Source organism: Burkholderia cepacia GG4 (assembly GCF_000292915.1).
Lineage (GTDB): Bacteria > Pseudomonadota > Gammaproteobacteria > Burkholderiales > Burkholderiaceae > Burkholderia > Burkholderia cepacia_D.
Window position 1 is genome coordinate 2851565 of record NC_018513.1, and the last position, 13590, is coordinate 2865154.

At 69.2% G+C, this 13590-nt stretch carries 14 protein-coding genes; 10 read left to right on the forward strand and 4 right to left on the reverse strand.

Translation table 11 applies throughout. From position 1 onward, the window contains the following. Window positions 1–4 precede the first annotated feature (4 nt). From urtE to ureG, 8 genes are all read left to right on the forward strand, one after another. On the forward strand, window positions 5–697 hold the full coding sequence (urtE, locus tag GEM_RS13040; RefSeq protein ID WP_014897858.1) for an urea ABC transporter ATP-binding subunit UrtE: 693 nt from the start codon (window positions 5–7) through the stop codon (window positions 695–697). A 186-nt stretch (window positions 698–883) separates the two neighbouring features. Continuing rightward, a complete protein-coding gene (locus tag GEM_RS13045) occupies window positions 884–1759 on the forward strand; it encodes an urease accessory protein UreD (protein ID WP_014897859.1) in 876 nt (291 codons plus the stop codon). A 238-nt stretch (window positions 1760–1997) separates the two neighbouring features. Continuing rightward, on the forward strand, window positions 1998–2300 hold the full coding sequence (ureA, locus tag GEM_RS13050) for an urease subunit gamma (protein WP_010091605.1): 303 nt from the start codon (window positions 1998–2000) through the stop codon (window positions 2298–2300). 13 nt (window positions 2301–2313) lie between these two features. Further along, window positions 2314–2619, forward strand: coding sequence for an urease subunit beta (locus GEM_RS13055; protein WP_014897860.1), 306 nt, complete (start codon window positions 2314–2316; stop codon window positions 2617–2619). A gap of 28 nt (window positions 2620–2647) precedes the next feature. Continuing rightward, window positions 2648–4354, forward strand: coding sequence for an urease subunit alpha (gene ureC, locus GEM_RS13060; protein ID WP_014897861.1), 1707 nt, complete (start codon window positions 2648–2650; stop codon window positions 4352–4354). A 17-nt stretch (window positions 4355–4371) separates the two neighbouring features. Continuing rightward, window positions 4372–4980 carry an urease accessory protein UreE gene (gene ureE / locus GEM_RS13065; protein WP_014897862.1) on the forward strand — a complete coding sequence of 203 codons (609 nt, stop codon included), beginning with the start codon at window positions 4372–4374 and terminating at the stop codon, window positions 4978–4980. Then, window positions 4967–5647: an urease accessory protein UreF gene (locus GEM_RS13070; protein WP_014897863.1), complete on the forward strand. Its 681-nt coding sequence runs from the start codon at window positions 4967–4969 to the stop codon at window positions 5645–5647. The genes ureE and GEM_RS13070 overlap by 14 nt, the downstream gene beginning before the upstream one ends. A 14-nt stretch (window positions 5648–5661) precedes the next feature. Next, window positions 5662–6309, forward strand: coding sequence for an urease accessory protein UreG (gene ureG, locus GEM_RS13075; RefSeq protein WP_014897864.1), 648 nt, complete (start codon window positions 5662–5664; stop codon window positions 6307–6309). Between the two features lie 56 nt (window positions 6310–6365). On the opposite strand, the gene waaA is transcribed toward ureG, so the two are convergent. From waaA to GEM_RS13095, 4 genes are all read right to left on the reverse strand, one after another. Beyond that, window positions 6366–7715 carry a lipid IV(A) 3-deoxy-D-manno-octulosonic acid transferase gene (gene waaA / locus GEM_RS13080; RefSeq protein ID WP_014897865.1) on the reverse strand — a complete coding sequence of 450 codons (1350 nt, stop codon included), beginning with the start codon at window positions 7713–7715 and terminating at the stop codon, window positions 6366–6368. Between the two features lie 34 nt (window positions 7716–7749). After that, entirely contained in the window at window positions 7750–8634 is an 885-nt protein-coding gene (locus GEM_RS13085) for a Kdo hydroxylase family protein (RefSeq protein WP_014897866.1), read from the reverse strand. Window positions 8635–8686: 52 nt separating this feature from the next. Next, on the reverse strand, window positions 8687–9682 hold the full coding sequence (waaC, locus tag GEM_RS13090; RefSeq protein WP_014897867.1) for a lipopolysaccharide heptosyltransferase I: 996 nt from the start codon (window positions 9680–9682) through the stop codon (window positions 8687–8689). A 175-nt stretch (window positions 9683–9857) separates the two neighbouring features. Then, window positions 9858–11252 carry a phosphomannomutase/phosphoglucomutase gene (locus GEM_RS13095; protein ID WP_014897868.1) on the reverse strand — a complete coding sequence of 465 codons (1395 nt, stop codon included), beginning with the start codon at window positions 11250–11252 and terminating at the stop codon, window positions 9858–9860. Between the two features lie 235 nt (window positions 11253–11487). Between GEM_RS13095 and GEM_RS13100 the strand changes: the two genes are divergently transcribed. After that, a complete protein-coding gene (locus tag GEM_RS13100; protein ID WP_014897869.1) occupies window positions 11488–12744 on the forward strand; it encodes a lipopolysaccharide biosynthesis protein in 1257 nt (418 codons plus the stop codon). Continuing rightward, window positions 12741–13565, forward strand: coding sequence for a glycosyltransferase (locus GEM_RS13105; protein WP_014897870.1), 825 nt, complete (start codon window positions 12741–12743; stop codon window positions 13563–13565). The genes GEM_RS13100 and GEM_RS13105 overlap by 4 nt, the downstream gene beginning before the upstream one ends. Window positions 13566–13590: the final 25 nt, after the last annotated feature.

Sequence of the window (13590 nt, forward strand, 5' to 3'; positions counted from 1 at the left end):
TGCAATGCTGAAGATCGATGCACTGAACCAGTACTACGGCGGCAGCCATATCCTGCGCAACGTGAACCTCGCCGCCGACGACGGCAAGCTCACCGTGCTGCTCGGCCGCAACGGCGTCGGCAAGAGCACGCTGCTGCGCTGCCTGATGGGCGTCGTCGCGGCGAAGAGCGGCAGCGTGTCGTGGCGCGGCACGCCGCTCGGCACGCTGCCGCCGTACGCGCGCGTCGCGGCCGGGCTCGCCTACGTGCCGCAGGGCCGCGACATCTTTCCGCGCTTGACCGTCGAGGAGAACCTGCTGGTCGGCGCGGCCAGCCGCAAGGCGCCGTCAACGGTGCCAGACCGCATCTACGACCTGTTCCCGGTCCTGAAGGACATGCGCGCACGGCGCGGCGGCGACCTGTCGGGCGGCCAGCAACAGCAGCTCGCGATCGGCCGTGCGCTGATGAGCGAGCCGCAGTTGCTGATCCTCGACGAGCCGACCGAGGGCATCCAGCCGTCGATCATCCAGGACATCGGCCGCACGCTGCGCCAGCTCGTCGACGAGTCGAAGATGACCGTGCTGCTCGTCGAGCAGTATTACGATTTCGCGCGCTCGATCGCGGACCATTACTGGGTGATGAGCCGTGGCGAGGTCATTGCGGGCGGCGATGCACGGGACATGGAGACGAACGGCGTGCGCGAGCTGATCGCGGTGTAGCGAGCAAGGCGGTGCGGGATGGCGCCGATGCGAGGCGTCGGCGATCGACATGGGGCAGGCGATCGTCGACGTCTTCGCGCAGCCGGCGATCGCCATCGCCACGTTCCGCGGCGCGCGCGCCCAGGCGTATATTGTTTTGTTGCGTTAGCATCCTCGTTCACTGCGCCCGTCTCCCGCTTCCCGCCGATGTCCGCCCCCGATTCCCACGCCCCGCTGTCCCGTCCCGCCGTCGCCAAGTCGTGGCGCGGCCGCCTCGAACTCGGCTTCGAACGGCACGGCGCACGCACGACGCTCGTCCACCGGCTGCACGACGGCCCGCTGCGCGTGCAGCGGCCGCTGTACCCCGAAGGCGACGCGATCTGCCACGCGGTGATCGTCCACCCACCGGGCGGCGTCGCGGGCGGCGACCGGCTCGACATCGACATCGCGCTCGGCGACGGCACGCACGCGGTGCTGACGACGCCCGGCGCGACCAAGTGGTACAAATCGAACGGCCTCGACGCGACGCAGCGCATCGGCATTGTGGTCGGCGAGCACGCGAAGCTCGACTGGCTGCCGCAGAACAACCTGTTCTTCGACGCGGCCCACGCCGCGCTCGACTTCACGGTGACGCTCGGCGCGGGCGCGAGCGCGATCGGCTGGGACGCGACGCAGCTCGGCCGGCAGGCGGCCGGCGAAACGTGGTCGGCGGGCCGCATCGCGTCGCGCTCGGCACTCGTCGATACCGGCGGCCGGCCGCTGTGGACCGAGCGCGCGCTGCTCGACGCGCACGATCCGCTGCGCGGCGCGTTGCAGGGCCTCGCCGGCTTTCCCGTCTACGGCACGCTGTGGGCGGCCGGCGCCGCATGCGACGCCGCGCTCGCCGAAGCGCTCGCCGCGCGGATGCCGTTCGACGACACGCTGCGCGCGGGCGCGACCTGCGTGACACCCGGCGTCCTGCTGGTGCGCGCGCTGTCCACCTCGATGGAAGCGCTGCAGCGTCACTTCACCGACTGCTGGCTGCAGTTGCGGCCGATCGTGCACGGCGTTGACGCGCGGCCGCTGCGCCTCTGGCAAACCTGAGCACACGCAGCACGGCACGCACCATTTCGGCGCAGCGCCGCCGCCCGCGCTGCATGCGATTCACGCAGCGCGCACCACGACCGTGCATCGCCCCGCGCTCCGCCGGCATGGCACGCCCCTTGCTGCTTACATAGCGAATACACGACGCACCGAAATCGGCGCGGTGCTACGATGAAGCGCGCCTCCGCCGCAACCCTGCGCATCGATAACAATTACGTTTTCCTGAACGATTGCCTTCATGAAACTGACTCCCCGAGAAAAGGACAAGCTGCTGATCTTCACGGCGGCGCTGCTGGCCGAGCGCCGTCGCGCGCGCGGCCTGAAGCTCAACTATCCGGAAGCGGTCGCGTTCATCACCGCCGCGCTGATGGAAGCCGCACGCGACGGCCGCACTGTCGCCGAGGTGATGCACTACGGCACGACGCTGCTCACGCGCGACGACGTGATGGAAGGCGTGCCGGAGATGATCCCCGACATCCAGGTCGAGGCGACCTTCCCCGACGGTACCAAGCTCGTCACCGTCCACCACCCGATTCCGTGACCGAGGTACGCGCATGATCCCCGGCGAAATCCTCACCGACGACGGCGAGCACGAACTGAACGCGGGCCGCGCGACGCTGACGCTCGTCGTCGCGAACACCGGCGACCGCCCGGTGCAGGTCGGCTCGCATTACCACTTCTTCGAAGTCAACGACGCGCTGTCGTTCGACCGCGCGACCGCGCGCGGCTTCCGGCTCAACATCGCGGCGGGCACGGCCGTGCGCTTCGAACCGGGCCAGACCCGCACCGTCGAGCTCGTCGCGCTGGCCGGCGAGCGCGCCGTCTACGGTTTTCAGGGCAAGGTGATGGGGCCGCTGTAAGCCGCGCCCCGCTCTTCAGGAACAGCACATGACACTACGCTTGAGCCGCCGCGCGTACGCGGAAATGTTCGGGCCGACGACGGGCGACCGCGTGCGGCTCGCCGATACCGAACTGCTGATCGAGATCGAACGCGACTTCACGACCTATGGCGAGGAAGTGAAATTCGGCGGCGGGAAAGTGATCCGCGACGGGATGGGCCAGTCGCAGCGCGTCGCCGCCGACGTGCCCGACACGATCATCACGAACGCGGTGATCCTCGATCACTGGGGTATCGTGAAGGCCGACATCGCGATCAAGCACGGCCGCATCGCCGCGATCGGCAAGGCCGGCAATCCCGACATCCAGCCCGGCGTCACGATCGCGATCGGCGCCGCGACCGAGGTGATCGCCGGCGAAGGGCTGATCGTCACCGCGGGCGGCATCGACACGCACATCCACTTCATCAGCCCGCAGCAGATCGACGAGGCGCTCGCGTCCGGCGTCACGACGATGCTCGGCGGCGGCACGGGGCCGGCCACCGGCACCAACGCGACGACCTGCACGCCGGGCCCGTGGCACATGGAGCGGATGCTGCAGGCGGCCGACGGCTGGCCGATCAACCTCGGCTTCCTCGGCAAGGGCAACGCGAGCCTGCCGCAGCCGCTCGTCGAGCAGATCGCGGCCGGCGCGATCGGCCTGAAGCTGCATGAAGACTGGGGCACGACGCCCGCCGCGATCGACAACTGCCTGTCGGTCGCCGACGACACCGACACGCAGGTCGCGATCCACACCGACACGCTGAACGAAGGCGGCTTCGTCGAATCGACGGTCGCCGCGTTCAAGGGCCGCACGATCCACACGTACCACACCGAAGGCGCGGGCGGCGGCCATGCGCCCGACATCCTGAAGGTGTGCGGCGAAGCGAACGTGCTGCCGTCGTCGACCAACCCGACGCGCCCGTACACGATCAACACGCTAGACGAGCATCTCGACATGCTGATGGTGTGCCACCACCTCGATCCGTCGATCGCCGAGGATCTCGCGTTCGCCGAATCGCGGATCCGCCGCGAGACGATCGCGGCCGAGGACATCCTGCACGATCTCGGTGCGCTGTCGATGCTGTCGTCCGATTCGCAGGCGATGGGCCGCGTCGGCGAAGTGATCATCCGCACCTGGCAGACCGCGCACAAGATGAAGGTGCAGCGCGGCGCGCTGCCCGAAGACGGCGCGCGCAACGACAACTTCCGCGCGAAGCGCTACGTCGCGAAGTACACGATCAACCCGGCGATCACGCACGGCATCGCGCACGAAGTCGGTTCGATCGAACCCGGCAAGTGGGCCGACCTCGTGCTGTGGGAGCCCGCGTTCTTCGGGATCAAGCCGTCGATGATCCTGAAGGGCGGGATGATCGCCATGGCGCAGATGGGCGACCCGAACGCATCGATCCCGACGCCGCAGCCGGTCCACTACCGCGAGATGTTCGCCACGCGCGGCGGCGCGCTCGCGCGCACGTCGCTGACCTTCGTGTCGCAGATGGCCGCCGATGCGGGCATCGCGGAACGCTACGGCCTCGCGAAGCGGATCGTGCCGGTGCGCAACTGCCGCAACGTGACGAAGGCCGACATGATCCACAACGCGTGGCGCCCGTCGATCAGCGTCGATCCCGAAACCTACGACGTGATCGCCGACGGCCAGCTGCTCACCTGCGAGCCGGCCACGGTGCTGCCGATGGCGCAGCGCTATTTCCTGTTCTGATTTCCGGTTTTCGTCCCATGCGCACCATCGACAAACGCATTGCCCCGAACGTGAAACTCGCCGCGTCGCTCGTCGCGCGCGCGCCGACACTCACGCTCGCCTATGACGCCCGCTGCAAGAGCCGCCTCGCGGCGACGCTCGATACCGGCGAGGACGTCGCGGTCCTGCTGCCGCGTGGCACCGTGCTGCACGACGGCGACGTGCTGGTCGCCGACGACGGCGCGCTCGTGCGCGTCGCCGCGGCGGCCGAGACCGTGCTGCGCGTACGCGCGGCCGACCCGCTCACGCTGATGCGCGCCGCGTATCACCTCGGCAACCGTCACACGCCGGTCGAGATCGGCGACGGCTACCTGAAGCTCGAAGCCGATCCGGTGCTCGCGGACATGCTGCGCCGGCTCGGCACGCAGGTCGAGGAGACGAGCGCGCCGTTCCAGCCGGAAGCCGGTGCGTACGGCGGCGGCCACAAGCACGGGCATGACGCGACGTTCGCCGAAGACTATGCGCTCGCGCAGCAGGTATTCGGCGAGCATCACGGCCACTCGCACTCGCAAGATCACGATCACGATCACGATCATCAACATGGTCCGGGCTGCACGCACGGCCATCACGACCATGACCACCACTGAACTCGTCGCGCTGCTGCATCTCGCGTCGCCCGCGCTGCCGATCGGTGCGTTCAGCTATTCGCAGGGACTCGAAGCCGCGCTCGACGCGAACCTGATCCGCGACGCCGAAACCGCGCGCGACTGGATCGCGAGCGGGCTGACCGACGTGCTCGCGCACGGCGAGCTGCCGTTCCTCGCGCACCAGATCGCGCGCTGGCACGCACACGACACCGACGCGCTGGCGCGCGAGAACGCGTGGTTCCTCGCGAGCCGCGAAGCGGCGGAGCTGCGCCGCGAGACCGAACAGATGGGCTGGTCGCTCGCACAACTCTGCACCTCGCTCGAATGGGGCGATGCCGCGCGCCGCGCGACGCTCGCGTCGCTGTCGCCGATCGCGCTGCCGACCGCGTTCGCGTACGCGGCGGCCGCGCACGACGCCAGCGCCGATGCGACGCTCGCCGCGTACGCATTCGGCTGGGTCGAGAACCAGACGTCGGCCGCGCTGAAGGCCGTGCCGCTCGGCCAGCTCGCCGGGCAGCGCATCATCGTCGCGCTGCGCGGCGCGATCGACGCGGCCGTGCGCCGCGCGCTCGCGACGCCGCCCGACGCCATCAACACGTTCGCGCCGCAGCTCGGCATCCTGTCCGCGCGGCATGAAACCCAGTATTCGCGGTTGTTCCGCTCCTGAACCCGACCCACACCATGAACGCACCCGCTCCCTCCTCCGCCCGCCGCACGAAGAAACTGCCGCCGCTGCGCGTCGGCATCGGCGGCCCGGTCGGCTCCGGCAAGACCACGCTGCTCGAAATGCTGTGCAAGGCGATGCGCGAGCACTACGACCTCGTCGCGATCACCAACGACATCTATACGAAGGAAGACCAGCGCCTGCTGACCGTCGCGGGCGCACTGCCCGAGGAACGCATCATGGGCGTCGAGACGGGCGGCTGCCCGCACACCGCGATCCGCGAGGATGCGTCGATCAATCTGGAGGCCGTCGACCGGATGCTGTCGCGCTTTCCCGACGCCGACATCGTGTTCATCGAATCGGGCGGCGACAATCTGGCGGCGACGTTCAGCCCCGAACTGTCGGACCTGACGATCTACGTGATCGACGTCGCCGGCGGCGAGAAGATTCCGCGCAAGGGCGGCCCCGGCATCACGAAGTCCGACCTGCTCGTGATCAACAAGACGGATCTCGCGCCGCTCGTCGGCGCGAACCTCGACGTGATGGCCGCCGACACGCGGAAGATGCGCGGCGAGCGGCCTTACGTGATGACGAACCTGAAGGCGCTCGAAGGCGTCGCGGACGTCGTCGCGTTCATCGAAAAGAAGGGCTTGCTGACGATCTGAGCGGCGCGGCGGCACGCTGCCGCCACGCCTGCCCGAGGCGGCATTGCGCCGCCCGCTCAGTCGTCGGATGGGTCCTGCATCGCGCGTTCGCCGCGCTCGACCGGCGGCAGCAGCGCCGCGAGCACGTCGACCGAACGCGCGGTCGCGCCGCGATGGCGCGACGCGAATGCCGCGCCGGCCGCGCCCATCGCGATGCGGCGCGCGTTGTCGGCGAACAGCGCGTCGAGCACGTGCGCGAGATCGAGCGGATCCGCGACTTGCATCGCCGCGCCGGCCGCGACCGCATCGACGGTCGCCTGCGTGAAGTTGAACACGTGCGGGCCGATCAGCACCGGCACACCGACCGCGCACGCCTCGATCAGGTTCTGCCCGCCGAGCGGCAGCAGGCTGCCGCCGATGAACGCGACGTCGCTGGCCGCGTAGTACGCGCCGAGCTCACCCATCGAATCGCCTAGCAGCACCGTCACGTCGCGAGCCAGCGGTTCTGCCGCCGCGGGCCGGCCGGCCGCAAGCGCCGCGGCATCCGCGCCCCACACCGAGCGCCGCACGCACTTGAATCCGTTGCGGCCGACGAGCGCCTCGACTTCGGCGAAACGCTGCGGATGTCGCGGCACGAGGATCAGCAGCGCGCCGGGCGTGCGCAGCGCGGCGAACGCCTGCAGCACCAGCGCCTCCTCGTTCTCGCGCGTGCTGGCGGCGACCCACACCGGCCGCGTGCCGATCGCGTCGCGCCAGGCGTGGCCGCGCGCCGCCAGTTCCGGCGGCGTCGTCATGTCGAATTTCAGGTTGCCGAGCACCGTCACGTTGCGCGCGCCGAGCGACGTCAGCCGCTCCGCATCGGCCGGGCTCTGCGCGAGCACGCGCGAGAAACCGCCGAACACGTCGCGAGCCGCCGCGCCGAACTTCGCCGCACGTCGATGCGAGCGCGCGGACATCCGCGCATTGGTCAGCACCAGCGGCACGTCCGCGCGGCGGCATTCGTCGATCAGCGTCGGCCACACCTCGGTTTCCATCACGAGGCCGAGCGTCGGCCGCCATGCGTGCAGGAAGCGCCGCACCGCGCCCGGCATGTCGTACGGCAGGTAGCAGCGCAGCACGCGATCGCCGAAGATCTGCTCGCCGGTCGCGCGCCCGCTCGGCGTCATGTGCGTGAGCAGGATGCGCGCGTCGGGGCGCGCGCGCATCAGCGCGTCGATCAGCGGCTGGGCGGCGCGCGTCTCGCCGACCGACACCGCGTGCACCCAGATCAGCGGCGCGCGGTCGTCGCGCGAGCGCCCGGCGACGTAGCCGAAGCGTTCGCCGATATGCTCGCGATAGCCGCGCTCCTTGCGCGAACGCACGAGGAGCCGGATGACGGCGACGGGCGCGACGAGCCACCACAGCGCGCGATAGATCGCCCTCAGCATGAGCCGGCTCCGTTACAGCGGATGCGGTGCGCGCTCAAACCAGTGCCCTGCCCTGCAGGCGCTCGAGAATCCCGAGCGGCGCGCATTCGCGGCGCACCATCGCATCGACCGGCAGGAAGAAGGTCTGCTCGAGCATGAACTGGCCGGACATCACAGCGTGCGAAGTCTGGTCAGAGAAACATATCCACACGCTGCCCGGCGGAAACGGCATCGTCTGTTGCGGGCAGGTCTTCTGGTAGTCGAGATCGGCCTTCATCCCGTCGTGCAGGTTCAGCATCAGGTGGTCGTACGCGCTGCGCGGCGACTTCGTCACGTGCAGCAGGTTCAGCAGCCACGCCGAGCCCGGCAACTGCGGCCGGATCTTCGGCAGGAAGCGCTTCGCGACGTCCTCGAACGGCTCGCCGACACGCCATACGCGCGGCTGGCCGGCCGGGTTCACGTTCGTGAACACGCGCAGGATCCGCTCGCCGTAGTTCGGCCGCGACGGGAACGCGTCGACGTGCAGCCGGCTGTCGTCCTTGCGCCACGACGTCTGGCGCGTCTCGACCTGCATCAGCCGCAGGCTCGTCGGCGCGACGCGCAGCTTGCCGCGGTATTCGGGGAAGAGGCCGTCGACGAGCGTGCCGGCCTGCTGCTGGAAGCGCGCGACCAGCGCGCGCACGGCCGACTGCGTGACGCTGTCGCCGAGCACGCCGGCAAGCGCGCCGCCGTTAGGCGCGAGGCTGATGTTCTTGCGTTTCGGATCGGCGAGCGCCGGATCGAGCAGCGCTTCCTCGCCGCCTTCGATCGCGAAGCGCAGGTGCGGGAAATACAGCACCTTGCCCTCCTCGACCGCGGCCAGCAGTTGCTCGCGCGGCGCCGACAGGTTGTGTCCGCTCCAGTCGGCGGACGGGACTTCGATGATCTGGGATTCGCTCATGATCGATTCGCGTGCGTGACAGGCAGGGCGGGCATGACGGGCATGGCCGGCGTTACAGCAGGCCGAAGCCCGCGAGCGCCGCCTTCACCTGCCCGATCGTCGGCGGCTGCCCCGCCGTGCCGAGATTGACGACGTTGGGCGACCAGTAGCCGCCGGTACGCCAGGACGTCGCGAAATTGTACAGTTCGACCGTCGGACGCTTCAGCGCGGCCGCGATGTGAACCAGACCTGTATCAACCCCGACCGTCGCGGCCGCGCCGTCGATCAGGCCAACCACAGCCGGCAGCGACAGCTTCGGCGGCACGATCGCCGCCGCGCCGAACTCCTTCGCGAGCCGCTCGCTGGTCGCGCGCTCCGCATCGTTGCCCCACGGCAGCACGAGCGACGCACCGCGCCGCACGAGCGCCTGGCCGAGCTCGATCCACGCGGCGTCCGGCCACTGCTTGTCGGCGCGCGACGTCGCATGCACGAACACCACGTACGGCACCGGCAGGTTCAGGCCGAGCGCGGCCACCGCGAGTGCCGCCGCGCGCGTATCGAGGCCGAAGTCGACCGGATCGGCCGGCGTCGGCGCCGGATCGCCCAGCGCGGCCGCGACGAGCTGGCGCGAACGCTCGACGACGTGCGTGCGCGGCTCGATCGGCACGCGCGTGCGGTAGAAGAAGCGCACCGGCCATTCGTAGCCCGCGCCGTCGGTGCGGTTGCCGAGGCCGGTGAGCGGGCCGCGCGCCCAGCTCGCGACCCAGGCGGTCTTGATGAGGCCCTGGCAGTCGATCACGAGATCGTAGCGCTCGGCCGCGAGGCGCTTGCGGAACGCGCCGATCTCGCGCCACGTCGCGCCCGAGAACGGCTTCTTGCGCCAGCGTCGCAGCGAGAACGGCAGCACGTTGCGCACGCCGTCGACGAGCCGCACGAGGTCGACGAAGCTTTCCTCGACGAGCCAGTCGATCTGCGCATCGGGGTGGCGGCGCCGGATATCGGCGATCACCGGCATGTTGTGCACGACGTCGCCCAGCGACGACACGCGCACGATCAGGATCTTTTGCACGCTGAAAAAACGCCGGCGGACGGCCGGCGACAGGCATAAAGACGCGATTTTATCGCGCCCGGGGCATCACACAGACAAAAAGCGGCCGCACGCCGGTGGCGTGCGCCGCTTTTCGGGGATGACGCGACGGATCAACCGAGCGTCGCACCGGCGGCGGCCCGCAGGCCGCCGGGGTTCAGAACGGCAGCTTGACGTCCGGCTTCGCGGCCGTCAGCACGCGGCGGAAGTCGTCCTGGATGCGCTTGAGCCCCTCCTGCGTCTCCGCTTCGAACCGCATCACGACCACCGGCGTCGTGTTCGACGAACGCGCGAGGCCGAAGCCGTCCGGATACTCGACGCGCAGGCCGTCGATCGTCACGACCTCGTCCGCACCGTCGAATTTCGCTTCCTGCTGCAGCTTCTCGATCAGGCGGAAGTTCTCGCCCTCGTCGAGCCAGAGCTGCAGTTCGGGCGTGCTCATCGCGTCCGGCAGCCCGTTCAGCAGCGCGCTCGGGTCGGCCGTCTTCGCGAGGATCTCCAGCAGGCGTGCACCCGTGTAGAGGCCGTCGTCGAAGCCGTACCAGCGATCCTTGAAGAACACGTGGCCGCTCATCTCGCCCGCGAGCGGTGCGCCCGTCTCGCGCAGCTTCGCCTTCACGAGCGAATGGCCCGTCTTCCACATCAGCGGCTCGCCGCCCTTCGCCTTCACCCACTGCGCGAGATGACGCGTGCACTTCACGTCGTAGATGATCTGCGCGCCCGGGTTGCGCGACAGCACTTCCTCCGCGAACAGCATCAGCTGGCGGTCCGGGTAGATGATCTGGCCGTCCTTCGTGACGACGCCCAGGCGGTCGCCGTCGCCGTCGAACGCGAAGCCGAGCTCGGCGTCGGTGTCCTTCAACGCCTGGATCACGTCCTGCAGGTTTTCCGGGTGCGCGGGATCGGGATGGTGGTTCGGGAACGTGCCGTCGATGTCGGTGAAGCGCTCGACGAGTTCGCAGCCGAGCGCCTTGAACAGGCGCGTCGCGAGCGGGCCTGCGACGCCGTTGCCGGCATCGACGACGAGCTTCAGCGGGCGCGCGAGCTTCACGTCGCCGACGATGCGCTCGATGTACTGATCGGCGACGTCGAACGTTTCATACGTGCCGCTGCCCGTCTCGAAGCGCTCGTCGACGATACGGCGGTACAGCGCCTGGATCTGCTCGCCGTAGATCGCGGCGCCGCGCAGCACCATCTTGAAGCCGTTGTAGTCGGGCGGGTTGTGGCTGCCCGTGACGACGATGCACGAATCGACGCGACGCTCGCCGCCCTTCAGCGGGAGCGGCACGCTCGCCGCGAAATAGCCGACCGGCGTGGGCACCATGCCGACGTCGACGACGTCGACGCCCGCCGCACGCAGGCCATCGGCGAGTGCGCCGACGAGCTCGGGCCCCGACAGACGGCCGTCACGCGCGACGACGACGGCGTCACCGCCCTGTGCGCGCACTTCGCTGCCGAATGCCCGGCCGATCCCGCGCGCCGTGTCGGCGTCGAGCGTCTTGCCGACCACGCCGCGAATGTCATATGCCTTGAAGATGGATTGGGAGATCATCGATTCTCTCTCGGTTGCGTGCATGGAAAATAATCTGGCCGCCTCTCGCGTGTGCCCGGCATCATACATGCGGGGCCTGCGAACGAGGAACGGGACGGCTGGCGCGGTGCCGTTCCAACTTATAATCGCCGGTTTTGATGACGCGCATGTCGCCCATTTTAATGCCTAGCCGTTCCGCCAACCCGCCGCCCCCGGGCGCCCTGCCGGCCGCTTCGCATGCGTGCGGCTGCTTCGCATGCTGAAGCGATTCGGCAACCCGGACGTCGCGAAGGCCGTCGCGAACCTGGTCTGGCTGGGGCTCGAACGGCTGACGCAGATCGGCGTCGCGATCGCGATCAGCGGTCTTCTGGCCCGTTATTTCGGGCCGGACGCGTTCGGCAAGTGGCAGTATGCGAATACGCTTCTCCTCGTACTGGCGCCGCTCACCTGGGTGTGCGGCGCCGAAATCCTGGTTCCGACCATCGTCCAGCGCCCGCCCGCGCAACTCGGCGCGGTACTCGGCAGCGCCTTCGCGCTGCGCATCGGCGTGTCCGCCGCGGCGCTTGTCGCGACCTGGATCGCGATCGGCGCCGGCGCGTTCGATCCGCTCGTCGGCGCGATGCTCGCGGGCCTCGCGGTCACGATGGTGTTCCGCGAGCCGTTCGTCGGCGTGATCAACGCGTGGCTGCAGAGCATGACCTACAGCAAGCCGCAGCTCGTGACCAGCATGATCACGGCGCTGGCGAAGGCGCTGCTCGTCTGGCTGCTGGTCCGCGCGGCCGCCGGCCCCGCCCGCTTCGCGTGGCTGTGGGCGCTGGAGGCCGCCGCGATCGGCTTCGCGCTCCTGCTCTACTACCGCCATCGTAACGGCGGCACGCTCGGCTGGACGTTCGACAAGCCGCTGTTCAGGCACTTTGCGACCGCCGGCACCGTGTTCTGGCTCGGCCTGATCTGCATGTACCTGTTCCTGAAGCTCGACCGCCTGATGCTCGAGCGTCACGTGTCGTTCGCCGACCTCGGCCGCTACTCGGCGGCCCAGCAACTCAACGAGAACTGGATCACGCTCGCGCTGATGCTCGCGCAGACCATCGCGCCCGCTTTCATCTACCGCGTGCAGGACGTCGTGCGGCTGCGCCGTAACATCGTCCGGCTGATCGCGATGACCGCCGCCCTGATGACGGCCGGCGCGCTGGTGCTGGACGCGGCCGCACCGCTCATCGTCGGCAAGGTGTTCGGCCGCGGCTACGAGGCGTCGGTCGACATCTTCCGCTGGGCCGTCTGGCTGTCCGTGCCGGCCGGCATCGAGGCGATAGGCAATCTTATCGTTCTCAAATATCAAGCAAAATTCGTGTTGCTGGCGAAATGGGTGCTCGCGCTCGCGATCGCAGCGCTCGTCAACGTGTTCGCGATTCCCCGGCTCGGCCTGTACGGCGCGCTGGTCGGGCTGGCGGCCGGCTATGTCGCCGCCGCCGCCGTTAATTTTTATTACATTCGTTTCAAGCTGCGCCCATGACGTCTCCCGATTGCCCGCCCCCGCTCGACGACGTGGCCGTGCTGATGCCGGCCTACAACGGGCACGACGATGTCGTGCGGACCCTCGCATCGTTTCGCGAGGACGCCCCGGTCCACGTGCTGATCGTCGACGATGGCAGCACGCCGCCGATCGTCGCGCCCGACCTGCCCGGCCTCACGGTCGAGGTCCTGCGCATGCCGCAGAACGTCGGCATCGAGCGCGCGCTCGAAGCCGGCATCGACGCGCTCGCGGCGCGCGGCGTCCGCTATGCGGCCCGCATCGACGCCGGCGACCTCGCCGCGCCGCAGCGCCTCGCAAAGCAGCGTGCGTATCTCGGCACCCACCCGCGCGTGGCCTGCGTCGGCATGTGGACCCAGGTCGTCTCGCGCGCCGGCGAGCCGCGCTTCATGCTGACGCCGCCCGCCGATCCGGGCACGCTGCGCCGCACGCGCTTCCTGCGCTCGCCGCTCGTGCATCCGTCGGTCATGCTGCGCATCGACGCGGTGCGCGAAGTGGGCAACTACCGCGCGAAATACCGCGCGGCCGAGGATCTCGATCTTTTTTTACGGTTAATGCAGCGCTACGATTGCGCGAACCTGCCCGAGCTCGGCCTCTACTACGAGCTCAACGAGGGCGGGATCAGCGCGACCAAGCGCCGCCGCCAGCTGATGTCGACCCTGTCGCTGCTGCTGCGTCACTTCAACGCGCTGAACCCGTACGACTGGGCCGGCCTCGCCAAGAACCTGCTGCATTTCGTGACGCCGTACCGCACGCTGCAGCGGATCAAGCAGATGCTGTTCGCCGCGCGGCCGTCCGCCTGACGGGTAACCGGCATTTTCGACGCTT